Annotated in this window: 21 protein-coding genes; 6 read left to right on the forward strand and 15 right to left on the reverse strand. The window is 58.9% G+C overall.

Going from position 1 to position 21,045, the window contains the following annotated elements:
- Positions 1–150: 150 nt before the first annotated feature.
- The 4 genes from ACEN8E_RS21340 to ACEN8E_RS21355 all read right to left on the reverse strand — a co-directional run bounded on the left by ACEN8E_RS21340 (position 151) and on the right by ACEN8E_RS21355 (position 4,104).
- Positions 151–783: a C40 family peptidase gene (locus ACEN8E_RS21340; RefSeq protein ID WP_495589750.1), complete on the reverse strand. Its 633-nt coding sequence runs from the start codon at positions 781–783 to the stop codon at positions 151–153.
- A 223-nt stretch (positions 784–1,006) separates the two neighbouring features.
- On the reverse strand, positions 1,007–1,711 hold the full coding sequence (gene hda / locus ACEN8E_RS21345; protein ID WP_007898944.1) for a DnaA regulatory inactivator Hda: 705 nt from the start codon (positions 1,709–1,711) through the stop codon (positions 1,007–1,009).
- Positions 1,712–1,941: 230 nt separating this feature from the next.
- A complete protein-coding gene (locus ACEN8E_RS21350; protein WP_429373112.1) occupies positions 1,942–3,015 on the reverse strand; it encodes an AI-2E family transporter in 1,074 nt (357 codons plus the stop codon).
- 36 nt (positions 3,016–3,051) lie between these two features.
- Entirely contained in the window at positions 3,052–4,104 is a 1,053-nt protein-coding gene (locus ACEN8E_RS21355) for a DUF2066 domain-containing protein (RefSeq protein ID WP_495589751.1), read from the reverse strand.
- Positions 4,105–4,489: 385 nt separating this feature from the next.
- On the opposite strand from ACEN8E_RS21355, the gene purM reads away from it, so the two are divergent.
- From purM to ACEN8E_RS21380, 5 genes are all read left to right on the forward strand, one after another.
- Positions 4,490–5,548 (forward strand): phosphoribosylformylglycinamidine cyclo-ligase, encoded by a 1,059-nt coding sequence (gene purM, locus ACEN8E_RS21360; RefSeq protein WP_007984558.1) that lies wholly within the window; start codon positions 4,490–4,492, stop codon positions 5,546–5,548.
- On the forward strand, positions 5,548–6,198 hold the full coding sequence (purN, locus tag ACEN8E_RS21365; RefSeq protein WP_495589752.1) for a phosphoribosylglycinamide formyltransferase: 651 nt from the start codon (positions 5,548–5,550) through the stop codon (positions 6,196–6,198). Before purM ends, purN begins: the two co-directional genes overlap by 1 nt.
- 8 nt (positions 6,199–6,206) lie before the next feature.
- Positions 6,207–6,920: a DUF3108 domain-containing protein gene (locus tag ACEN8E_RS21370; protein ID WP_495589753.1), complete on the forward strand. Its 714-nt coding sequence runs from the start codon at positions 6,207–6,209 to the stop codon at positions 6,918–6,920.
- 371 nt (positions 6,921–7,291) lie between these two features.
- Positions 7,292–7,708, forward strand: coding sequence for an OsmC family protein (locus tag ACEN8E_RS21375; protein WP_495589754.1), 417 nt, complete (start codon positions 7,292–7,294; stop codon positions 7,706–7,708).
- A gap of 62 nt (positions 7,709–7,770) precedes the next feature.
- On the forward strand, positions 7,771–8,631 hold the full coding sequence (locus ACEN8E_RS21380; RefSeq protein WP_495589755.1) for a pirin family protein: 861 nt from the start codon (positions 7,771–7,773) through the stop codon (positions 8,629–8,631).
- Positions 8,632–8,763: 132 nt separating this feature from the next.
- Here ACEN8E_RS21380 and ACEN8E_RS21385 read toward each other — a convergent pair whose 3' ends face one another.
- From ACEN8E_RS21385 to ACEN8E_RS21400, 4 genes are all read right to left on the reverse strand, one after another.
- On the reverse strand, positions 8,764–9,492 hold the full coding sequence (locus tag ACEN8E_RS21385; RefSeq protein ID WP_495589756.1) for a dienelactone hydrolase family protein: 729 nt from the start codon (positions 9,490–9,492) through the stop codon (positions 8,764–8,766).
- Positions 9,493–9,559: 67 nt separating this feature from the next.
- Entirely contained in the window at positions 9,560–11,464 is a 1,905-nt protein-coding gene (htpG, locus tag ACEN8E_RS21390; protein ID WP_495589757.1) for a molecular chaperone HtpG, read from the reverse strand.
- 81 nt (positions 11,465–11,545) lie between these two features.
- Entirely contained in the window at positions 11,546–11,998 is a 453-nt protein-coding gene (locus ACEN8E_RS21395; protein WP_495589758.1) for a PaaI family thioesterase, read from the reverse strand.
- Entirely contained in the window at positions 11,995–12,471 is a 477-nt protein-coding gene (locus ACEN8E_RS21400) for a PaaI family thioesterase (protein WP_495589759.1), read from the reverse strand. Before ACEN8E_RS21400 ends, ACEN8E_RS21395 begins: the two co-directional genes overlap by 4 nt.
- Before the next feature lie 158 nt (positions 12,472–12,629).
- Here ACEN8E_RS21400 and ACEN8E_RS21405 point away from each other — a divergent pair, with 158 nt between their 5' ends.
- The gene (locus ACEN8E_RS21405) at positions 12,630–12,836 is read left to right on the forward strand and encodes a hypothetical protein (protein ID WP_495589760.1); all 207 of its coding nucleotides are present in this window, start codon (positions 12,630–12,632) and stop codon (positions 12,834–12,836) included.
- 67 nt (positions 12,837–12,903) lie between these two features.
- On the opposite strand, the gene ACEN8E_RS21410 is transcribed toward ACEN8E_RS21405, so the two are convergent.
- From ACEN8E_RS21410 to odhB, 7 genes are all read right to left on the reverse strand, one after another.
- Positions 12,904–13,305 carry an MAPEG family protein gene (locus tag ACEN8E_RS21410; RefSeq protein WP_495589761.1) on the reverse strand — a complete coding sequence of 134 codons (402 nt, stop codon included), beginning with the start codon at positions 13,303–13,305 and terminating at the stop codon, positions 12,904–12,906.
- Positions 13,305–14,042 carry a DUF599 domain-containing protein gene (locus ACEN8E_RS21415; RefSeq protein WP_495589762.1) on the reverse strand — a complete coding sequence of 246 codons (738 nt, stop codon included), beginning with the start codon at positions 14,040–14,042 and terminating at the stop codon, positions 13,305–13,307. The genes ACEN8E_RS21410 and ACEN8E_RS21415 overlap by 1 nt, the downstream gene beginning before the upstream one ends.
- 265 nt (positions 14,043–14,307) lie before the next feature.
- Positions 14,308–15,621: a branched-chain amino acid transport system II carrier protein gene (gene brnQ, locus ACEN8E_RS21420; RefSeq protein WP_429373140.1), complete on the reverse strand. Its 1,314-nt coding sequence runs from the start codon at positions 15,619–15,621 to the stop codon at positions 14,308–14,310.
- A gap of 393 nt (positions 15,622–16,014) precedes the next feature.
- A complete protein-coding gene (gene sucD, locus ACEN8E_RS21425) occupies positions 16,015–16,896 on the reverse strand; it encodes a succinate--CoA ligase subunit alpha (RefSeq protein ID WP_003223019.1) in 882 nt (293 codons plus the stop codon).
- Complete coding sequence (sucC, locus tag ACEN8E_RS21430) at positions 16,896–18,062, reverse strand: ADP-forming succinate--CoA ligase subunit beta (protein WP_003223015.1); 1,167 nt, start codon at positions 18,060–18,062, stop codon at positions 16,896–16,898. Before sucC ends, sucD begins: the two co-directional genes overlap by 1 nt.
- A 198-nt stretch (positions 18,063–18,260) precedes the next feature.
- Positions 18,261–19,697 (reverse strand): dihydrolipoyl dehydrogenase, encoded by a 1,437-nt coding sequence (gene lpdA, locus ACEN8E_RS21435; RefSeq protein WP_007998079.1) that lies wholly within the window; start codon positions 19,695–19,697, stop codon positions 18,261–18,263.
- A gap of 97 nt (positions 19,698–19,794) precedes the next feature.
- On the reverse strand, positions 19,795–21,021 hold the full coding sequence (gene odhB / locus ACEN8E_RS21440; protein WP_495589763.1) for a 2-oxoglutarate dehydrogenase complex dihydrolipoyllysine-residue succinyltransferase: 1,227 nt from the start codon (positions 21,019–21,021) through the stop codon (positions 19,795–19,797).
- Positions 21,022–21,045: the final 24 nt, after the last annotated feature.

Here is a 21,045-nt window from a genome sequence, read left to right on the forward strand (position 1 = left end):
ATCTGGCTGCGGCTTTTTCTGCCGGGAGTGCAGAAAAGAAAACCGCCTGCGCGGGACGCAGGCGGTTTGCCATCATTGATACATCAGGATTCTAGCGGCTACGTGGCAAACTTCAAGTAAGACTTTAAGTTTGCCTTACAAACTGTGCGCTTATTTGCGGGCAGTGACGATTGGCGACGCATTAGGTGCCATCGCCAGGGCGCGCTTGGCTTCGATGAAGGTCTTGTTCCAGTAGCTGTCACCCAGGCTATCGATCCGCACGCCACCGCTGCGACGGCTGCTGGAATGGATGAACTGGTTGTCACCCAGGTAGATCCCGGCGTGACTGACACGACCGCGACGGCCGTTGGTTGCGAAGAACAACAGGTCGCCCGGCTCGAGCTTGCTGCGCGAGACCAGAGGAGCGTCCACGTTGATCATTTCGCGGGTGGAGCGTGGCAGGTTCATGCCCGCTTCTTCGCGGAACAGGTAACCGATGAAACCACTGCAATCGAAGCCGGCTTCAGAGGTACCGCCGAAACGGTAACGGGTACCGATCAGGGACATGCCACGTTCGAGGATGCTGTCAGCCAGGACCGGAAGCTGGTAGGACTTGCCACCGGCGAAGTCTGCGAGCTCTTTTTCGGTAGCCAGTTCTTCCTGGAAAAGAGCGGAAGACTGGGCAGTAACAGAGTTTTGAACCTGTTGTTGCGGCGCTTGCTGGGCCACTGGAGTGTGGGCAGCGCAACCGAACAGCAGGGTGACGAGTGCGAGAGGCACGAGGGGTGCGAAGCGATTGAGCATGGGCACGACCGTGGCTGAAAGTTGTAAAGAAGCCGAGACTATGCCCTCTATCAACCTCATTTGCAAATTCAATCGATCTTTTTGTGACTTATCCGTTTCTCGTTTACATCTAAGCGCTTAAGCCCATTTTAAACATACGCGCTGCCTGCCACCCTGCAGGAAAGCGGGCTTTCTGACGCCTGAAATATGCCGAAACCCACTGAAAGCCGCGGTTTCAGCGGGTTTACCAGCCGAGGGTTTCTTTCAAGAACGGGATGGTCAGCTTGCGCTGAGCCTGGAGGGAGGCCTGGTCGAGACGCTCCAGCAGTTCGAAAAGCGCACTCATGCTGCGGGTACCACGGGTCAGGATGAAATGCCCGACTTCATCGGTCAGATGCAGCCCGCGACGGGATGCGCGCAATTGCAGGGCACGCAATTTGTCCTCATCGGACAGCGGGCGCATCTGGAAGATCAAGGCCAGGGTCAGACGGGATTTGAGATCCGCCAGCTTCACCGGCAATTCGCGCGGGGAGGTCGACGCGGCAATCAGCAAGCGTCGGCCGCTGTCGCGCAAGCGATTGAACAGATGGAACAGCGCCTCTTCCCAGTCCGCCTTGCCGGCAACCGCCTGCAGGTCATCGAGACAGACCAGTTCGTACTGTTCAAGGTTGTCGAGAATTTCAATGCCGCGATCGAGCAGTTCGGCCAGCGGCAGATACACCGCGGGCTCCCCCAATTGCTCGAAGCGCAGGCAGGCGGCCTGCAACAGGTGCGTACGCCCTACCCCATCCTTGCCCCAAAGGTAGATCAGGCTTTCGGTCCAGCCGGCGTCGGCTTCGCATAGCCGCTCGACATAGCCGAGTGCAGCGGCATTGGCGCCTGGGTAGTAGTTGATAAAGGTGGCGTCGTCACGCAGACGCACACCTAGGGGCAGCTGAATCGGTTTCATGCTGACTGAACAGTTCCATAGGAACCGTTAGTGGCCTCTGTGTAAAGTTTGCGAAGTTTATACCCGTGAAGCGGGCCGCACAATGCGACAGACCACAAGCAAAATCAAAGGTTTGCGTTAATGCCCCGGTTTGGTGACAGATTCTTTGGCGGTGCATGCGACAGTCACTCGATAGAAGCAGGCTGACCCGGCACGAACCCGGGCAGCCCGCCATCACCCATTGTCGGCCCTTACAGCTCCGGCTCGTCGACGCCTGAGTAGATTTCAGAATCCTTATACAAATCATGCACATGGCGCAGCAGCACCATGATCACTGCGGCGACCGGCAATGCCAGTAGCACACCGGTAAAGCCAAACAGTTCACCACCAGCCAGGATCGAGAAAATCACCGCCACCGGGTGCAGGCCAATCCGGTCACCGACCAGCAACGGCGTCAGTACCATACCCTCCAGTGCCTGGCCGACCATGAACACCGCGACGATGCCGAGCATCGGGTAGAGATCACCACCGAACTGGAACAGCCCCGCAATCAGCGCCGCGCCAATGCCGATGATAAACCCCATGTACGGCACGATCGCCGCCAGACCGGCAATCAGGCCAATCAACAAGCCCAGTTCCAGCCCGACCAGCATCAGGCCTGCCGCGTAGATCACACCCAAGGCCACCATCACCAGCAACTGCCCGCGAACGAACGCCCCGAGCACTTCATGGCATTCACCCGCCAGCGACACCGCGCGCTCTTCACGCTCACGGGGCAGCAGGCTGCGGATTCTGGCCATCATCAGGTCCCAATCGCGCAACAAGTAGAAGCTCACCACCGGAATCAACACCAGATTCGCCAGCCAGCCGATCAACGCCAGCCCCGAGGCCGTGGCATGACTGAGCACCACGCCGACGACATCGGTGGTCTGGCCCATATGCTCGCTGATGGCTGCCTTCAGCTTGTCGAACTTCCAGAAACCGTCCGACAGGCCGAACTTCGATTGTGCCCAAGGCAATGCGGTGTGCTGAACCCAGTCGAGCATCTGCGGGGCCAGCTCATACAAACGAAACAACTGCCTGGCGAGCAGCGGCACCAAGACCAACAGCAATGCGGTGAGGATCAATGTAAACAACGCAAACACCGCCACTACACCCCAGGTTCGGGAGAGGCCAGCCCTCTCCAGTCGATCCACCAGCGGATCGAACAGGTAGGCCAACAGCAGCGCCACCAGGAACGGCGTGAGGATCGGGTGCAACAACCAGACAAACGCGCAAAGCAGGACCACCCCACCGAGCCAGAACCAACGCCGCGTATCGGCCATGAACCACTCCATTGCTTCTATATAGAGAAAGAATAACTACCAGCGAAAACGCAGTTGCGGTGTCGGTGCCGGCGTTGGGGCAGGCACTGCACCACCGGCGGCAGGCTGAACCGCCACAGCCGGAGTCGGGGCCGGACTGGCCGGCGCTTCCTGCAGCCGCGCCAGCGACAGTTGTGCACGCAGCTGATCGGCGCTGCCATTGACCCGGTACACGATCCGGTCGCCCTCGACGCTTTGAACGCGCCCGCCAAATGGCTCCAGCAAGCGCCCAAGGGACGCGTAGTGCTCAAGATTCATGCCTTGCACTTCCAGCAATTGCGCCCCCGAACTACCGGGCCTGGCGACAAATCGCGGCGCCAGGCGCTCGTTGACCGCCAGCATCACCGCATCGGCCACGGCGGCCTGATCGGCGCCCTGCACGGTGCCAGCCTCCTTCTGATCGCCCAGCCACAGACGCCACTTGGCTTGCCACTGTCCACCCTCTTCCTGGGCGTGTACCGCGAGCAAGGCATCGGCGTTGTAGCGTTCCGATGCTGCATGCAAAGGCGCGGGATCCGCAGCTTCCAGATTCGGCGCGGTCGCGACGATCTGCTCATTCAAATCCGCCAATGGCAGGCGCAATGGCAAGCCTCGGTGCTGTGCGGCCCGACGCAGCGGCGCCGCGCTGGCCTGACCGTCGCCGACCAGGCTGGAACCCTCGGCGGAATCATTCAGCCACCAGCCGAGAATCGACGGCCGACTGGCCCCCCACACGGACAGCCCGGCGCGACGCAAGGCCTGCTCGGTGGTGCCGGGATCGAAATCGACTTTCAGGACCTCCGGCGGCCCGGCATCAAAGCCGTATTGGCTGATGATCTGTTGCGGGTCTTTGCGAATGGCTGCCAGCCCCGGACTTTGAGCGGCCTTGGGGTCGCCGGTCAGGCGCAACACCAAGGTATCCAACGCTCGTTGAGTCGCCTGGTCACGCTCCTCGGGCGACTGGCCATTCACCGGCTCGCGCACCTGGTAAAGGCCTTTGACGGTTTCGGCATGACTGACCAGGCTGACCAACGACAAACAGCCCGCAAACAAGAATTTACAAAAACGCATGGGAGATTCCTGGCGACAAGAGCGGCTGGAACAGACCGCGTGAAGACAATCGAGCAAGGCTGTGACCATCGCCCGATGCAAAACATTCACACGTCCGGGGTAAGTTTTCGCACTGTCATAACGATAGACGGTTAATCGCGATACCTTATACAGCCATGCAGGATGTCACCGACACCGCGCTTCAACGGTTTTTTTTGAACGGATATGACCCTGCTGTCGGCCTGAGGATGGCCGCTGCGGCTCAAGCCTGATAAAATCGCGCGCCTTCGCAGACCGGCAACAGCCGGGTACCCTGAAATTCGCGTTTGGCCCTCGCCTTCGCCTGTTTGAGCGGTCCCGATGGACTCGGTCGTTACCCAGAAATCCCCCCCTAAAGGCCTGGATCATGAGCAAGCAACCCTCCCTGAGCTACAAGGACGCCGGTGTAGACATCGACGCCGGTGAAGCATTGGTCGAACGCATCAAGAGCGTCGCCAAGCGCACTGCGCGCCCGGAAGTCATGGGCGGCCTGGGCGGTTTTGGCGCCCTCTGCGAAATCCCGGCCGGCTACAAGCAGCCTGTGCTGGTTTCCGGTACTGACGGCGTCGGCACCAAGCTGCGCCTGGCTCTGAACCTGAACAAGCACGACAGCATCGGCATCGACCTGGTGGCCATGTGCGTCAACGACCTGGTGGTGTGTGGCGCCGAGCCGCTGTTCTTCCTCGACTACTACGCAACCGGCAAACTGAACGTCGACACCGCTGCCCAGGTTGTGACCGGTATCGGCGCTGGCTGCGAACTGTCGGGTTGCTCGCTGGTTGGTGGCGAAACCGCTGAAATGCCGGGCATGTACGAAGGCGAAGACTACGACCTGGCCGGTTTCTGCGTCGGCGTCGTGGAAAAATCCGAAATCATCGACGGCTCCAAGGTTGCCGCTGGCGATGCCCTGCTCGCCCTGCCGTCTTCCGGCCCGCACTCCAACGGCTACTCGCTGATCCGCAAGATCATCGAAGTGTCCGGCGCCGACATCGAAAACACCCAGCTCGATGGCAAACCGCTGACCGACCTGCTGATGGCGCCGACCCGCATCTATGTGAAGCCGCTGCTCAAGCTGATCAAGGAAACCGGCGCAGTCAAAGCCATGGCCCACATCACCGGTGGCGGCCTGCTGGACAACATCCCGCGCGTGCTGCCAAAAGGCGCACAAGCGGTGGTTGACGTAGCAAGCTGGAACCGCCCGGCCGTGTTCGACTGGCTGCAAGAAAAAGGCAACGTTGACGAGAACGAAATGCACCGCGTGCTGAACTGCGGCGTGGGCATGGTCATCTGCGTGGCTCAGGAGCACGTTGAAACCGCCCTGAACGTTCTGCGCGAAGCGGGCGAGCAGCCTTGGGTCATCGGCCAGATCTCCACCGCTGCCGAAGGCGCGGCTCAGGTTGAACTGAAGAACCTCAAGGCTCACTGATGCCTAAAACCTGTAATGTCGTGGTGCTGCTCTCCGGCACCGGCAGTAACTTGCAGGCCTTGATCGACAGCACGCGGACCGGCGACAGCCCGGCCCGCATCGCTGCGGTGATTTCCAACCGCGCCGACGCCTACGGCCTGCAACGCGCCAGGGACGCGGGTATCGACACCCGCACCCTGGATCACAAGGCTTTCGAAGGCCGCGAGGCCTTCGACGCCGCGCTGATCGAACTGATCGACGCCTTCAATCCCGAACTCGTGGTATTGGCCGGATTCATGCGCATTCTCAGCGCGGGTTTCGTACGCCACTATCAGGGTCGCCTGCTCAATATCCATCCCTCGCTGCTACCCAAATACAAAGGGTTACACACTCATCAGCGCGCGCTGGAGGCTGGCGACGCCGAGCATGGCTGCTCCGTGCACTTCGTCACCGAGGAACTCGATGGCGGACCACTGGTCGTACAAGCTGTAATACCGGTAGAGTTACAGGATTCGCCGCAGAGTCTGGCGCAGCGGGTCCATGTTCAGGAACACCTGATCTACCCGATGGCCGTACGCTGGTTTGCCGAAGGCCGTCTGGCCCTCGGCGAGCAAGGTGCTTTACTGGATGGACAGTTACTTGCGGCCAGCGGCCACTTGATTCGAAACTAGGAGATTTTATGCGTCGCGCCCTGCTCTTCGCTTGCGCTCTGCTCGCCTTGCCCCTCGCCCAGGCGGCAGACCTTCAGCCCTTCTCCGCCAGCTACACCGCCGACTGGAAACAGCTGCCCATGAGCGGCACCGCCGAGCGCAGCCTCGAAAAAACCAGCGACGGCAAATGGAAACTCAGCTTCAAGGCGTCGATGATGATCGCCAGCCTGTCCGAGGAAAGCACCCTGACCCCGGACAAGGACACGCTTCTTCCACAGTCGTACCACTTCGAACGCGGCGGTTTGGGCAAGGCCAAGAAATCGGATCTGGATTTCGACTGGAACACCAAAGTGATCACCGGCACCGATCGCGGCGACGCGGTCAAGGTTGCGCTGAACCGCGGCATGCTCGACAAATCCACCTACCAGCTGGCCTTGCAGCAAGACGTTGCCGCAGGCAAGAAAAGCATGAGCTATCAGGTGGTCGACGGCAATGAAGTCGATACCTATGACTTCCGCGTGCTGGGCGCTGAAAAGGTCGATACCAAGGCCGGCAAGATCGATGCAATCAAGGTTGAACGTGTACGCGACCCGACACAAAACAAGCGCATCACAGTAATGTGGTTCGCCAAGGACTGGGATTACCTGCTGGTCCGTCTGCAACAGGTCGAAACCGACGGCAAGGAGTACAACATCATGCTCCTGGACGGCACGGTCAACGGCAAGGCTGTCAAAGGCAGCTGATCCGGATCGAGACGAAAAGCCCCGCAATCGCGGGGCTTTTTTTCGCCTGTCATTCAGACCGGAAACCGCGCCACCAGAGGATTGGTCAGCTCGGCAATCGCGCCAGGCGCAATATTGAGACTTCTGATACTCATTCCCCTGGCTCCTTCCAAATGCGCTGCACCAGGCAGCTGGTTCTATAGGCGGTATCGGACTGTTGAAAATTTGTGCAAGGCGAAAAAGCGATATCAAAACACCACTACTGCTACGGTAACGATTCAGCGAAAAGACTCACCTGTACAAGAAAACCGGAACGCACATCCGGCACCATGTTCTATACCTTCAAGGTCTTTTTTGATCGAATAAATGTCCTGTTGCTTGCGAGGTTTCCCATGACCGTTACTGTCAACACCGTCTCCGCCGAAGGTTTCCGTCACAGTGTGCAAATCGATGACCATGAGCTCTTTGCCGATGTGCCGACCACCGCAGGCGGCGAAGGCTCGGCGCCCGAGCCACACGATTACTTCGACGCCGCACTCGGCGCGTGCAAGGCCCTGACTTTGAAGCTGTATGCAAAGAAAAAAGACATCCCGTTGACCGGTGTCGGCGTCGAGGTCAAGCGCGACAACAGCCTGGAACAGAAAGGCCAATACGCACTGCACGTCAAACTGACCCTCAAGGGCGTGCTCACCGACGCCCAGCGCGAAGAACTGCACCGCGTGGCCGATCGTTGCCCGATCCACAAGCTGATGACCACCTCTGAAGTCAGCATCGAAACGCACTTGTCCGAAGGCGCGTTCAGCCAATAGCGGCAAGGGCTGCCCAAGCGGGTTATGCTCGTCCGCATCACCCGCTCAGCCTGGAACGCACCATGAACACTCCGCTCGTGATCCGCCCCCGCACCGAAGATGTCGAAGGCCAGCCGATCCTCCGCCCGTTGCCATCCGCCAAGTGCCGCAGCGTCGGACCATTCGTGTTTTTTGATCACATGCTGGAAACCCGCTATCCGCCGGGCAAAGGCATGAACATCCGCCAGCATCCGCACATTGGCCTGTCCACCCTCACCTATTTGTTCCAGGGGCAAATCCAGCACAAGGACAGCCTCGGTTCCGATCAGGTTGTCGATACCGGCGATGTCAGCTGGATGACGGCCGGCAGCGCCATCGCCCACGTCGAACGCACACCAGAGCCCCTGAAAGAAAGTGGCTTCACGATGCACGGCTTGCAGATCTGGCTGGCTTCGCCCAAGGACAAAGAACAGGGCCCAGGGCATTACAGCCACCATCCGGCGTCCACATTGCCGGTCAGCGAAAACCTGGGGGTGAAGATTCGCATGATCGCCGGGTCAGGCTTTTGCCTGGAATCGCCGGTACCGGTGCTTTCTCCTACGCTGTACGCGGAACTGCACCTGCAAACGGCGACAACGCTGCTGATCCCCACCGAGCATGAAGAACGTGCGCTGTATGTGTTGAGCGGCGAGGTGCAACTGGAGGGCGAACTGCTGGAGCCCTACACGCTAGTGGTGCTGCCGGCCGGGGAAGAGATGACGCTGTTTGCTGAAAGCGACTGTCATGCCGTGCTGTTTGGCGGAGCGCCACTGGACGGGCCACGGCGGATCAACTGGAATTTTGTCGCGAGCGATCCGGCGGCTATCGATGAAGCGCGCCGGCGCTGGGCGGCCGGGGATTGGCCGACAGTACCGGGGGAAGTTGAGCGGATCGAATTGCCTTAGAATCTTTTCCGCCAGTTACACCGTCTTCGCGAGCAGGCTCGCTCCCACAGGGATATGCATTCCACTGTGGGAGCGAGCCTGCTCGCGAAGAGGCCTTGTCAGGCACCGATTCACTCAGTGCCTAAAATTGAATCAACCCTTGAACACTTCATCCAGCAGGTTATGCATCGACGTGAACGCCCGCGCGGCGATCTTCGCGTCATACATCATCATGCCCGGCACCTTGGCGTGCGGGTCGGTGAAGGAGTGGAACGCACCACCGTAGCTCAGCAATTGCCAGTCCACACCGGCTGCGTTCATTTCATCCTCGAACGCTGGCAACTGCTCCTTCGGCACCAACGGATCGGAGGCACCGTGCAGCACCAGCACCTTGCCCTTGATGTTTTTCGCATCGTTGACGTCCGGAGTATCGAGGGTGCCGTGGAACGACACAGCCGCCTTCACCGGCGCGCCGGTACGGGCAAACTCCAGAGCGCAGCAACCGCCGAAGCAGAAACCGTAGGTCGCCAGTTTCGACGTATCGACCGCCGCCTCGCCCTGCTTTTGCAGTTGCTCGAACGCTGCCTGCATCCGCTTGCGCAGCAATGCCCGGTCGTTCTTCAGCGGCATCATCGCCGCGCCCGCCTCATCGTTGTTCGTTGGACGAACCGCCTGGCCGTAGAGGTCCGCAATCAGCACCACGTAGCCCTTGGCCGCCACCGATTTGGCGATCTCTTCGGCACCGGCGCCGACACCCATCCAGTTCGGCGCCATCAATAGACCCGGGCGCGGACCTTTGTGGTCAGCGTCGAAGGCCAGGCGGCTTTCGTAGGTTTGGCCATCGATCTGATAAGCAACGGAACGTACAGTGATTTGGCTCATTTCTGACTCCTGATTTTTGAACACCAGAATGAAAAAACCCGCCGAAGCGGGTTTTTATACAACGCAGTTAAGCCGATAGCTCGACCAACAGCTTGTTCAGGCGACGCACATAAGCCGCCGGATCTTTCAAGCTGTCACCGGCCGCCAGGGCGGCCTGATCGAAGAGGATGTGCGACAGATCGCCGAAGCGCTCGTCGCTCTGCTCGTTGTCGAGTTTCTCGATCAGCGGGTGAGCCGGGTTGAATTCGAAGATCGGCTTCGAATCCGGCACTTTCTGGCCACTGGCTTCGAGGATCTGACGCATCTGCAGGCCCAGGTCCTGTTCGCCGATGGCCAGGATCGCCGGGGAGTCTGTCAGACGGTGGGAAACCCGTACTTCCGCAACGGACTCGCCCAATGCAGTCTTCAGACGCTCGACCAGACCTTCCTTCGCCTTGGCGACTTCTTCCGCAGCTTTCTTGTCCTCTTCCGAGTCCAGGTTGCCCAGGTCCAGGTCACCGCGCGCCACGTCGACGAAGCTCTTGCCGTCGAAGTCGCTGAGGTAGCTCATCAGCCACTCGTCGATGCGGTCGGTCAACAGCAGCACTTCGATGCCTTTCTTGCGGAAGACTTCCAGGTGCGGGCTGTTCTTGACCTGCGCGTAGGTTTCGCCGGTCAGGTAGTAGATCTTGTCCTGACCTTCCTTGGCGCGCGCCAGGTACTCGGCCAAGCCGACAACCTGTTCGCCATCGTCGCCACTGGTCGATGCGAAACGCAGCAGACCGGCGATTTTTTCCTTGTTGGCGAAATCTTCTGCCGGGCCTTCTTTCATGACCTGACCGAAGTTTTTCCAGAAGCCCTTGTATTGCTCCGGCTCGTTCTTCGCCAGTTTTTCCAGCATGTCCAGAACACGCTTGGTCAGCGCCGACTTCATCGAATCGATGATCGGGTCTTTCTGCAGGATTTCCCGCGACACGTTCAGCGACAGGTCGTTGGAGTCGACCACGCCCTTGATGAAGCGCAGGTACAGTGGCAGGAAGGACTCGGCCTGATCCATGACGAACACGCGCTGCACGTACAGTTTCAGGCCCTTCGGCGCTTCGCGCTGGTACAGGTCAAAGGGTGCACGGCTCGGCACGTACAGCAGCGAGCTGTACTCCAGCTTGCCTTCGACCTTGTTGTGGCTCCAGCTCAGCGGGTTTTCGAAATCGTGGGCGATGTGCTTGTAGAACTCCTGGTATTCCTCGTCCTTGATCTCGGTACGCGGACGGGTCCACAGGGCGCTGGCGCGGTTGACGGTTTCCCACTCGACGGCCGGCTTCTCTTCGCCTTCGGCAGCGGCCACTTCTTTCGGCAGTTCGATCGGCAAGGCGATGTGGTCGGAGTACTTCTTGATGATGTTGCGCAGGCGCCAGCCATCGGCGAACTCGTCTTCACCAGATTTCAGGTGCAGGACGATACGGGTACCGCGTTCGGCCTTGTCGATGGTTGCGACTTCGAAGTCACCTTCGCCCTTGGACGACCAGTGCACGCCTTCGCTGGCAGCGCTGCCGGCACGACGGCTGTACACATCGACTTTGTCGGCGACGATGAAGGCGGAGTAGAAACCGACACCGAACTGGCCGATCAGGTGCGAATCTTTCTTCTGGTCGCCGGTCAGGTGCTTCATGAAGTCGGCGGTGCCGGACTTGGCGATGGTGCCCAGGTGGGTGATCGCATCTTCGCGGCTCATGCCGATACCGTTGTCTTCGAGAGTGACGGTTTTAGCGTCCTTGTCGAAGCTCACGCGGATTTTCAGTTCGGCGCCACCTTCCAGCAGCTCTGGCTTGGCCAGGGCTTCGAAACGTAATTTGTCGACAGCGTCAGAGGCGTTCGAGATCAATTCGCGAAGGAAAATTTCCTTGTTGGAATACAGCGAATGGATCATGAGGTGCAGCAGCTGCTTTACCTCGGTCTGGAAGCCCAGGGTTTCCTTTTGAGTTTCCACACTCATGGTCATCAAACTCCAATCAGATGGCATAAGCCGCGACCTTGAGGGTCGGCGGCGGGTTGTCCTCAGAGTTGGGGGCTGAGTTCAGGATTTCAAGGGCTCCTCGAGTTTGAAATGTGCGCGCGCCGTGGCAATGGGTTCAGCCTCGGTGCTTTGCCAGGCGGTAATCGCCACGTTGGCAACCCGACGACCCTGGCGGCAAACCTGGCATCGGGCCCAGGTATCGCGAAACTGCCCGGCACGCAGGTAATCGAGGGAGAAGTCGATGATCTTCGGCACCCCGGGCGTTCCGGTAAACACCAGCAGGTGAAGTGCCGCGGCCAATTCCATGAAACCGGCGATCACACCGCCGTGAATCGCCGGCAACAAAGGGTTACCAATGTTGTCCTTGTTCGCTGGCAGCTTGAACAGCAACTCATCTCCCACCCTTGAGCATTCGACGCCGATCAGCCGGGCATAAGGAATCAGATCCAGCAGCGAGGCGTAATTGCCCTGCTCGTGGGCCTTTTGCAATTGGTCCTTCAGAGACTCGCTCATTGCGCACCTCCGGCAACCGCGCCACCGAAGCCCTTGGTACCCTTGATGCCCTTGCCCATGCGCATGAAAGTGCCTACCACATGGGCAATGGGTTGCCCGGGGTCATCCTGATAGGCGAAGCCACGGGCAAAAATCACGTCGGTGGTAACCCGATAGCACTGGGCAAAGCCGTAGACATTCTTATGCGGCTCGGCGGCATGCATGTAGTCGATGCGCAGGTCGAGGGTCGGGCAGACTTCGAATTCCGGGAGCACGCAGAGTGTCGCCATGCCACAGGCCGTGTCCATCAGTGAAGTCAGTGCCCCGCCATGAATCACGCCGGTTTCGGGATTGCCGACGATTTGCGGGCTGTACGGCAGCACAATCGTCAGCCCCTCGCTGCTGGCGCTGTGAACGCTTAGTCCAAGTACCTGACAATGCCGCAGCGCCGACAAAAAGCGCATCGCACGCTCAAAAACGGGGTTTTCAGCCATTTTATTAAAACTCTTGTTGATGTTCGTAGAGTGCGGTGGAGGTTCGGGTAAAAGTTCCGCACTAGAGCAAACTTATATATCTGAAAGAATTAAGGAACTTAACCCTGATGCGTGGGCTCTTAAGGCCAGTAGATGCTTTTCATCAGGAGAAACACCCCATGCGTAAGACTTTAGCTATTGCCTTGATGTTGACCGCTTCCCTCGGTCTCGCTGCCTGCGGCAAAAAAACCGAGGACAAAGCTCAAGATGCTAACCAAAATGCTGAGCAAGCCCAGCAAAAAATGAACGACGCGGCGAAAGAGGCTGCTCCGGCTGCTCCGGTCGCTCCAGCCGCTCCGGCCGCTCCGGAAGCCCCTAAGAACTAATCCGGTTTTTAGCGTGACAAAAGAAAACTCGCCAAGTGCGGGTTTTCTTTTGTCTTGAAAAAAGCGGTTAGAGCAAAATCGTTCGAAAAGTCGGACTAATCATCAGCAACAGCGAACAGATTAATCCCACCAGCCAAACCAGACTGCGTTGCCAGGCCAGGTCCTTCCAGTAACACACCAGGTAAGTAACCCGCGAGACCACAAAGATGATCGCCAGACAGTCGATCAGCCATCCCGTCGTCTGCGTGGTATGCGCCATCAACACCCCCACCGCGAACAACATGAACGCTTCGAAACTATTCTGATGCGCCGCCACCGCCCTGGCACCCAGGCCTGTGAGTTGCATCTGCTGTTGGCGCGGCAGGTGGTTATCGTAGCCGCCCTGCTCTTTCATGGCGCTGGTAACGGGGATGCGTGCCAGGTAGATCAACACTGCACTGATAAACACGCACCACAATGGAATACTCATCAAGCAGCCTCTTTGATTACCTCCGGCAACGGCGCCTCTGTAGGTGTATAGACCATCACGTCGAGAACGTCGGAATGAAACTCGCGGCGGTACAACACAAACACGACACCGGCACTCATCAACATGAATAACCATGGGCTGACAAACCAGGCCAGCATGGTCATGCCGAAGTAGTAGGAACGCAGCCCGAAGTTGAACTGGTTGGCGGCCATGGAAATGACACGAGCCGCTCTTGCAGCGAAGGCTTTGCGTTCCTGCTCGGAAACATGGCGCTCACCGACCATGGGGGCCGAGCCAACCAGGACGGCCGCGAAGTTGTACTGACGCATGCACCAACTGAACGTGAAGAACGCATAGACAAACACCAGCGCCAAGCACAGCAACTTGATTTCCGACATGCCTTGGGACGCCTGTTGCACCATCGGGATATCCGCCAGCAACGATACCGCCCGCTCCGAAGCCCCCAACACGGTGAGAATACCGGCCAGGATAATCAGCGTACTGGAGGCGAAGAACGAAGCATTGCGCTCCAGATTGCCGATCACGCTGGCATCGGCGATGCGGTTGTCACGCAGCAGCATGCGGCGCATCCAGTCCTCACGATAAAGGTGCAGCACACTGGCCAGGCACGCAGTGTCACGGCCTTTCCAGGTGGCATAGCGGGTGTACCCGCCCCAGCAGGTAACGAACCAGACGGCGGCAAGAATGTGGATCAGGTTGGCTTGGATGAACGACATGCAGGTCCTTGTGAAGTAGTCATGGAACACTGAAATCCTGTGGGAGCGAGCCTGCTCGCGAAAGCGGCAGATCAATCAACATTTACGTTGAATGTAACGACGCCTTCGCGAGCAGGCTCGCTCCCACATCAGGTCTTGGCAGTCTTTCGACGTTAGCTCAATGAAAAAGGCACCGCATCCCCGGATAAAAAAATGCCCCGTATCGATTGATACGGGGCATTTCCGTTTCTGCTCGAAACCCGCTTGTGGCGGGCCGTGAAGCGACTTAAGCCAAGGCTTCGGCGCGCTTGCCCAGCAGGCGATCGCAAACCACGGCGACCACCAGAGTCATTACCGACGGCACCAGCCACGCCAGGCCTTGCTCACTGAGCGGCAAGTGGGACATCTGAGTCGGCATCCAGTCCGCCAGACCTGCACCCTTCAGGGCGTCGATCAGACCAAAGATGAACGATACCAGCATGACCGGGCCGACAATGCGCCCCTGCTCGTGCCAGAAGTCCTTGCAGAAGCTCAGGGCCACCAGGGCGATGCACGGCGGGTAGATCGCGGTCAGCACCGGGATCGAGAACGCAATCAGCTTGGTCAGGCCCAGGTTGGACACCAGCAGGGAGAATGCAGCCAGGATGATGACCAGCGTCTTGTAGGACAGTGGCAACACCCGGCTGAAGTACTCGGCGCAGGCACAGGTCAGGCCGACTGCAGTCACCAGGCACGCCAGGGAAATCAACACGGCGAGGAAACCACTGCCCAGCGAACCGAAGGTGTGCTGCACGTAAGCGTGCAGTACCGCCGCGCCGTTGGTCGCGCCTGCGGCCACTTCATGGCTGCCCGAACCAAGACGGAACAGGCTGACATACACCAGCGCCAGGCCCACACCGGCAATCAGGCCGGCAATGATCGCATAGCGGGTGATCAGTGCTGGCGACTCGACGCCACGGGAACGGATGGCGTTGACGATGACGATGCCGAACACCAGGGCGCCCAGGGTATCCATGGTCAGGTAACCATTGATGAAGCCTTGGGAGAACGGTGCCGCCACGTATTCCGGCGTCGCCTGGCCGATGTCACCGGCCGGCAGGGCGAATGCGGCAATGCCCAGCACCGCCAGGGCGATGATCTTCAGCGGAGCGAGGAAGCGCCCTACGGTATCCAGCAAACGGCCCGGATACAGCGAAATGAAGAACACCAGCAGGAAGTAGACCGAGCTGTACAGGAACAACGCCAGCGGGCTCTCGCCGGTCAGCGGCGCCAGGCCCACTTCGAACGATACCGTCGCGGTACGTGGCGTGGCGAACAGCGGGCCCACGGCCAGGTAGCACGCTGCCGCCAACAGGCCGCCGGCGACTTTACCGATCGGGCTGCTCAACGCATCCATTGCGCCACCGACCTTGGCCAGGGCCACAACGGTGATCACCGGCAGACCGACCGCCGTGACCAGGAAGCCCAGCGCCGCCATCCAGACATTAGGTCCGGACTGCAAACCGACGATAGGCGGGAAGATGATGTTGCCAGCCCCGACGAACAGGGCAAACGTCATAAAACCAAGTGCCAGGATGTCCTGGCCTTTCAACACTTTCATTAAGGAAATACCACACTACTGAATCGGAATTTAGAGAGGGATTTCCCTATGGGTGAGGGAAATGCTGTCAGTCCGTATAAGACCAACCCTTTTAGCGCGTTGCCGCCTTGTGGGCCGCGGACGCAAAAATGGCGCGTAGCCTAACGAATTTGGCCGACAAACGCACTGTTAGAGGGCGAACATTCCGATACGCGACATTTGCGTGTCGCATTTTCGCATGTAAATGGTTTGCGCCTGTAAGTCCGTCTTCGCGAGCAGGCTCGCTCCCACATGGGAATGCGTACTTCTGTGGGAGCGAGCCTGCTCGCGATGGCGGCAACACAACCCCCCAAAAACGACAAAGGCCACCCGAAGGTGGCCTTTGTTTGGTAAAGCGTCAGCCAAGCATGAGGCTTACTTGACAGCCCAACCAGTCAGCTCGGCCAGGGCCTTGCCGATGTCTGCCAGCGAACGCACGGTTTTCACGCCTGCGTCTTGCAGAGCAGCGAATTTCTCGTCTGCAGTGCCTTTGCCGCCAGAGATGATTGCGCCAGCATGGCCCATGCGCTTGCCCGGAGGAGCAGTCACACCAGCGATGTAGGAAACAACCGGCTTGGTCACGTGTGCCTTGATGTAGGCAGCCGCTTCTTCTTCAGCCGAACCGCCGATCTCACCGATCATCACGATCGCTTCGGTCTTCGGGTCTTCCTGGAACAGCTTCAGGATGTCGATGAAGTTCGAACCCGGGATCGGGTCACCACCGATGCCGACGCAAGTCGACTGACCGAAACCGGCGTCAGTAGTCTGCTTCACAGCTTCGTAGGTCAGGGTGCCGGAACGGGAAACGATACCGACCTTGCCTGGCAAGTGAATGTGACCTGGCATGATGCCGATCTTGCATTCGCCTGGAGTGATCACGCCTGGGCAGTTAGGGCCGATCAGGGTAACACCCAGCTCGTCGCACTTAACTTTAGCGTCCAGCATGTCCAGGGTAGGAATGCCTTCGGTGATGCACACGATCAGCTTGATGCCGCCGAAGGCAGCTTCCAGGATCGAGTCTTTGCAGAAAGGAGCCGGAACGTAGATCACGCTGGCGGTGGCGCCAGTGGCAGCTACAGCGTCTTTCACGGTGTTGAACACTGGCAGGCCCAGGTGCTCGGTGCCGCCTTTGCCTGGAGTTACACCACCAACCATCTTGGTGCCGTACTCGATGGCTTGCTGGGTGTGGAAACTACCTTGCGAACCGGTAATACCCTGGCAGATAACTTTGGTGTCTTTATTGATCAGGACGCTCATTATTTGCCCTCCGCAGCTTTGACAACTTGTTGAGCAGCGTCGGTCAGGCTGGTAGCAGCGATGATGTTCAAACCGCTTTCTGCCAGTACTTTAGCGCCCAGCTCAGCGTTGTTGCCTTCAAGGCGAACAACAACCGGGATTTTCACGCCGACTTCTTTCACTGCACCAATGATGCCTTCGGCAATCATGTCGCAACGAACGATGCCGCCGAAGATGTTGACCAGTACTGCAGCGACGTTAGTGTCGGACAGGATGATCTTGAACGCTTCGGTAACGCGTTCCTTGGTAGCGCCGCCGCCCACGTCGAGGAAGTTGGCTGGCTTGCCGCCATGCAGGTTGACGATGTCCATGGTACCCATGGCCAGGCCAGCACCGTTGACCATGCAACCGATGTTGCCTTCCAGTGCTACGTAGTTCAGTTCGAACTTGGCAGCGTGCGCTTCGCGCGGATCGTCTTGCGACGGATCGTGGAAAGTCTTCAGCTTAGGCTGACGGTACATGGCGTTGGCGTCGATGTTGATCTTGGCGTCCAGGCAGTGCAGATCGCCGTCAGCCTTGATCACCAGCGGGTTCACTTCCAGCAGGGCCAGATCGTGATCCTGGAACAGTTTGGCCAGACCTACGAAGATCTTGGCGAACTGGGCAACTTGCTTGCCTTCCAGACCCAGCTGGAATGCCAGCTCGCGACCCTGGAATGGCTGAGCGCCAACCAGTGGGTCGATAGTGGCTTTCAGAATTTTTTCTGGAGTGTCGTGAGCGATTTTCTCGATATCCACGCCACCTTCGGTGGAAGCCATGAACACGATACGACGGCTCGAACGGTCAACGACAGCGCCCAGGTACAGCTCTTTAGCGATATCAGTGCACGATTCAACCAGGATCTTGGTGACTGGCTGACCATTGGCGTCAGTCTGGTAAGTCACCAGACGCTTGCCCAGCCACTGCTGTGCGAAGGCTTTGGCGTCTTCTTTGTTGCGAACCAGCTTGACGCCGCCCGCTTTACCGCGACCACCGGCGTGGACCTGGGCTTTGACAACCCACTCGCTGCCGCCGATCTTGTCGCAAGCTTCTGCTGCTGCTTCCGGGGTGTCTACCGCGTAACCGGTGGAAACTGGCAGGCCGTACTCAGCGAACAGCTGCTTACCCTGATACTCGTGAAGATTCATGCTTATTACCGTCTTCGTTAGGTACTGCGCATTCGGTGCTGCACTCATTCAAGTGCCGCACCACCTGTGACTGCTGCTTGCATAGCCTTTCCGGATACCCGGTGCAGCTATGCAAGACTGCGTCCAGCGGATATTCCGCGGTGAGTCTTGCATGCAAGGCTCACGACGGGCCAAACCGCCGTGGTTTCTTATTATGTTTTAACGCTTCTTGCGGTTGGCGATGTGGATGGCGCCGCCATTCACTGCCAAAGCAGCTTCGTGCAAGGCTTCAGACAGGGTCGGATGGGAGAAAACCATCATGCCCAGGTCTTCAGCGCTGGTGCCGAATTCCATACCGATCGCGCCCTGCTGAACCAGTTCTGCGGCGCTTGGGCCAATCACGTGGACGCCCAGAACGCGGTCTGTCTTGGCATCTGCGATGACCTTGACGAAACCACCGGTGTCGTTGGCAGCCATGGCACGGCCAGAGGCTGCGAACGGAAAGGTGCCGACGTTAACTTCAACGCCTTCAGCTTTCAAGGCCTGCTCGGTTTTACCAACCCATGCGATTTCCGGGTGAGTATAAATAACCGAAGGAATAAGATCATAGTTCATCTGGGCCTTGTGGCCCTTGATGCGCTCGACAACCATGATGCCCTCTTCCGAGGCCTTGTGCGCCAGCATCATGCCGCGAACCACGTCGCCGATGGCGTAGACGCCCGGTACGGTGGTGGCGCAGTGATCGTCAACGTGCACGAAACCGCGCTCGTCCAGGGTCACGCCGCAGTCGGCAGCCAGCAGATCAGTGGTCACCGGACGGCGACCAACGGCTACGATCAGCTTGTCGAAAGTGATGTTCTGTTCGCCCTTGGCATCGGTGTAGTTCACCACGACTTCGTCGCCGTTCACTTTGGAACCGGTTACGCGAGCGCCCAGCTTGATGTCCAGACCTTGTTTGGTCAGGGTTTTCAGCGCTTCCTTGGAAACAGCGGTGTCCGCTGCCATCAGGAAGGTGTCCAGGGCTTCCAGGACAGTCACTTCTGCACCCAGACGCGACCAGACCGAACCCAGTTCCAGACCGATCACGCCAGCGCCGATCACGCCCAGACGCTTGGGTACGGATTGGAATTCCAGGGCGCCGGTGGAGTCGACGATCACATTCTGGTCAACCGGAGCTGGCGGAATGTCGATCGGACGCGAACCCGGAGCCAGGATGACGTTTTCGGCTTCGATGATTTCAACCGAGCCGTCTGGCTTGGTGACTTCGACTTTCTTGCCGGCCAGCAGCTTGCCGTGACCCTGAATGGAGGTCACACCGTTGGCTTTGAACAGGGTCGCAACGCCGGAGGTCAGGCCTTTGACGATGTTGGCTTTACGGCCGACCATCGCTGGCACGTCCATGGTCACGCCAGCGTGATTGATACCGTGGATCGCGAAACCGTCCTGGGCTTCGTGGAATTTCCACGAGCTGTCCAGCAGGGCCTTGGATGGAATGCAGCCGACGTTCAGGCAAGTACCGCCCAGAGCCAGTTTGCCTTCCTTGTCGGTGTACTTCTCGATGCAGGCAGTGGAAAGACCCAACTGCGCGGCCTTGATGGCAGCGACGTAACCGCCAGGGCCCGCACCGATCACTACTACGTCAAATTTCTGCGACATTCAAAAAATCCTCTTTAGCGAAAAGCTTCAAGCCGCGAGCGGCAAGCCAGGCTGCGGGTTTTCCGACAGACTGGCTTGCAGCTCATGGCTGCTTCTATCAGATATCCAGCAACAGACGAGCCGGATCTTCCAGCAGGTTCTTGATGGTCACCAGAAAGGTCACAGCTTCTTTGCCATCGATCAGACGGTGATCGTAGGACAGTGCCAGGTACATCATCGGACGGATAACGACCTGACCGTTGATGGCCATAGGACGCTGGATGATGTTGTGCATGCCCAGGATGGCTGCTTGTGGCGGGTTGACGATCGGGGTCGACATCATCGAACCGAAGGTACCGCCGTTGGTGATGGTGAAGGTACCACCGGTCATTTCGTCCATCGACAGTTTGCCGTCGCGGGCTTTCTTGCCGAAGGTGGCGATGCCGCCTTCGATCTCAGCCAGGCTCATCAGTTCGGCGTTACGCAGGACCGGTACAACCAGGCCACGATCGCTGGAAACTGCAACGCCGACGTCAGCGTAGCCGTGGTAAACGATGTCGCCGCCGTCGATCGAGGCGTTGACAGCCGGGAAGCGTTTCAGCGCTTCGGTGGCTGCTTTCACGAAGAACGACATGAAGCCCAGGCGCACGCCGTTGTGGGACTTCTCGAACAGGTCCTTGTACTTCGAACGCAGCGCCATGACTTCGGTCATGTCGACTTCGTTGAAAGTGGTCAGCATCGCCATGTTCGACTGAGCTTCAACCAGACGCTTGGCCACCGTGGCGCGAACGCGGGTCATCGGAACGCGCTTCTCGATGCGGTCGCCAGCGGCGAACACAGGAGCAGCGGCAGCCGGAGCGGCAGCCTTGGCAGGTGCGGCAGCAGGAGCGGCTTTCTTGGCTTCGACAGCGGCAACCACGTCTTCCTTGGTTACACGGCCATCTTTGCCGGTGCCTTTGACGGAAGCCAGGTTGATGCCGTTTTCTTCAGCCAGCTTGCGAGCGGCTGGAGCGGCGATAGCGTCTTCGTCAGCGCCAGCGCCAGCAGCTGGAGCAGCGGCAGCAGCGGCCGGAGCAGCAGCGGCAGCCGGAGCGGCAGCAGCAGCGCCGCCCTCAACGATGGAGCCGAGGACTTCGTCGGACAGAACGGTGTCGCCTTCGTTCTTGACGATTGCGCCCAGCACGCCGTCAGCGGTAGCCAGCACTTCCAGCACGACTTTGTCGGTTTCGATGTCGACGATCAGTTCGTCGCGCTTGACCGCGTCGCCCGGTTGCTTGTGCCAGGTGGCAACGGTGCCATCGGCAACCGATTCCGGGAAAGTGGGGGCTTTGATCTCGATAGCCATTGTCTGTGGTTCCTTAAATTCGGT

This window comes from Pseudomonas sp. Pseusp9 (assembly GCF_059491265.1).

Coding starts and splice junctions, on each gene's coding strand:
- ACEN8E_RS21410 (WP_495589761.1), bottom strand. CDS start 13,305: ATGAGTATTCCATTGTGGTGCGTGTTTATCAGTGCAGTGTTGATCTAC.
- brnQ (WP_429373140.1), bottom strand. CDS start 15,621: ATGAAAGTGTTGAAAGGCCAGGACATCCTGGCACTTGGTTTTATGACG.
- ACEN8E_RS21370 (WP_495589753.1), top strand. CDS start 6,207: ATGCGTCGCGCCCTGCTCTTCGCTTGCGCTCTGCTCGCCTTGCCCCTC.
- purN (WP_495589752.1), top strand. CDS start 5,548: ATGCCTAAAACCTGTAATGTCGTGGTGCTGCTCTCCGGCACCGGCAGT.
- ACEN8E_RS21400 (WP_495589759.1), bottom strand. CDS start 12,471: ATGGCTGAAAACCCCGTTTTTGAGCGTGCGATGCGCTTTTTGTCGGCG.
- ACEN8E_RS21375 (WP_495589754.1), top strand. CDS start 7,292: ATGACCGTTACTGTCAACACCGTCTCCGCCGAAGGTTTCCGTCACAGT.
- ACEN8E_RS21340 (WP_495589750.1), bottom strand. CDS start 783: ATGCTCAATCGCTTCGCACCCCTCGTGCCTCTCGCACTCGTCACCCTG.
- sucC (WP_003223015.1), bottom strand. CDS start 18,062: ATGAATCTTCACGAGTATCAGGGTAAGCAGCTGTTCGCTGAGTACGGC.
- ACEN8E_RS21350 (WP_429373112.1), bottom strand. CDS start 3,015: ATGGCCGATACGCGGCGTTGGTTCTGGCTCGGTGGGGTGGTCCTGCTT.
- odhB (WP_495589763.1), bottom strand. CDS start 21,021: ATGGCTATCGAGATCAAAGCCCCCACTTTCCCGGAATCGGTTGCCGAT.
- ACEN8E_RS21355 (WP_495589751.1), bottom strand. CDS start 4,104: ATGCGTTTTTGTAAATTCTTGTTTGCGGGCTGTTTGTCGTTGGTCAGC.
- ACEN8E_RS21380 (WP_495589755.1), top strand. CDS start 7,771: ATGAACACTCCGCTCGTGATCCGCCCCCGCACCGAAGATGTCGAAGGC.
- purM (WP_007984558.1), top strand. CDS start 4,490: ATGAGCAAGCAACCCTCCCTGAGCTACAAGGACGCCGGTGTAGACATC.
- sucD (WP_003223019.1), bottom strand. CDS start 16,896: ATGAGCGTCCTGATCAATAAAGACACCAAAGTTATCTGCCAGGGTATT.
- ACEN8E_RS21395 (WP_495589758.1), bottom strand. CDS start 11,998: ATGAGCGAGTCTCTGAAGGACCAATTGCAAAAGGCCCACGAGCAGGGC.
- ACEN8E_RS21415 (WP_495589762.1), bottom strand. CDS start 14,042: ATGTCGTTCATCCAAGCCAACCTGATCCACATTCTTGCCGCCGTCTGG.
- ACEN8E_RS21385 (WP_495589756.1), bottom strand. CDS start 9,492: ATGAGCCAAATCACTGTACGTTCCGTTGCTTATCAGATCGATGGCCAA.
- lpdA (WP_007998079.1), bottom strand. CDS start 19,697: ATGTCGCAGAAATTTGACGTAGTAGTGATCGGTGCGGGCCCTGGCGGT.
- htpG (WP_495589757.1), bottom strand. CDS start 11,464: ATGAGTGTGGAAACTCAAAAGGAAACCCTGGGCTTCCAGACCGAGGTA.
- hda (WP_007898944.1), bottom strand. CDS start 1,711: ATGAAACCGATTCAGCTGCCCCTAGGTGTGCGTCTGCGTGACGACGCC.
- ACEN8E_RS21405 (WP_495589760.1), top strand. CDS start 12,630: ATGCGTAAGACTTTAGCTATTGCCTTGATGTTGACCGCTTCCCTCGGT.